1 protein-coding gene is annotated in these 1,049 nt (G+C 37.6%); it reads left to right on the top strand.

Features of this window, described 5'->3' with window-relative positions; translation table 11 throughout:
- Positions 1–77: 77 nt before the first annotated feature.
- Positions 78–1,049 (top strand): IS1634 family transposase (locus tag ABD814_RS13245; RefSeq protein ID WP_344914216.1); only part of this gene is annotated, 972 nt, incomplete at its 3' end.

Below are 1,049 nucleotides of genomic sequence, written 5' to 3' on the forward strand. Positions count from 1 at the left end.
TTTATTTATTTTTAGTTATATTTTGATAGCGTAATCGTGTGTAATATGATATAGTAAGTAGGAAGGCAGGTGATGATATGTATCTAAAAAAGACGAAAACGAAGAATGGCAGGATACATTTAAGTATTGTTGATTCCTATTATGATAAAGAAAAGAAATATGCCAGACAGGTTACAGTTGAAAGTATAGGGTATCTAGATGAGGCAGAAAAGCAGTACGACGATCCCATCGCTCACTTTCAAAAGCGTATTGAAGAATTAAAGCTCGCAAAAATGGAACAGAAGGAACCCATTCACTTGGAATTGTCCCTCAATGAAAAGATGAAAAAAGGAAAAGCATACCGTAAAAATTTCGGACATGTCGTCCTTAGCTCTATTTATCATCGTCTTGGCCTACATACCTTCTGGAAAAATCGTTCGCATCGCCGTAACTTCGGCTTTGATGCAAATATCATTTTTAAATTATTGATTTTTACACGCCTTTTATATCCGGGTTCTAAATATCAATCCTTTGAAAACCGCTCTTTATTTTTTGAAAGAAATAACTTCAATCTGCAGGATGTCTACCGCGCCCTTAGTTTCTTTAATGAAAAAAGGGATGATGTCTTAAAGTGGCTGCATAAACAAATAACCAAACAGTATGGACGGGATACCTCCCGTGTATTCTATGATGTCACCAATTATTATTTTGAATCAGATACAGTGGATGAAGAAGGCTTCCGTCACAAAGGGGTTTCAAAAGAACATCGCCCCAATCCAATTGTGCAAATGGGATTGTTTATGGATAATCAAGGGATTCCGATCACGTATCAGTTGTTTCCCGGCAACACCAATGATTCAATGACGTATCGTCCGAATCTCAAAAAGATGAAACTAGATTACGGTGTCAAACGGGCAATTGTCGTCGCAGACAAAGGGATGACCACTGGAGATAACATCTGGTATACATTATCGACCAAAGATGGATATGTATTCAGCATGTCTGTACGTGGGGCAAATAAAGAACTTAAAGATTACGTGACCAATGAAAACGGGTATGAATGGCTTGGA

Source organism: Amphibacillus indicireducens (assembly GCF_039539605.1).
Classification (GTDB): Bacteria; Bacillota; Bacilli; order Bacillales; family Amphibacillaceae; genus Amphibacillus; species Amphibacillus indicireducens.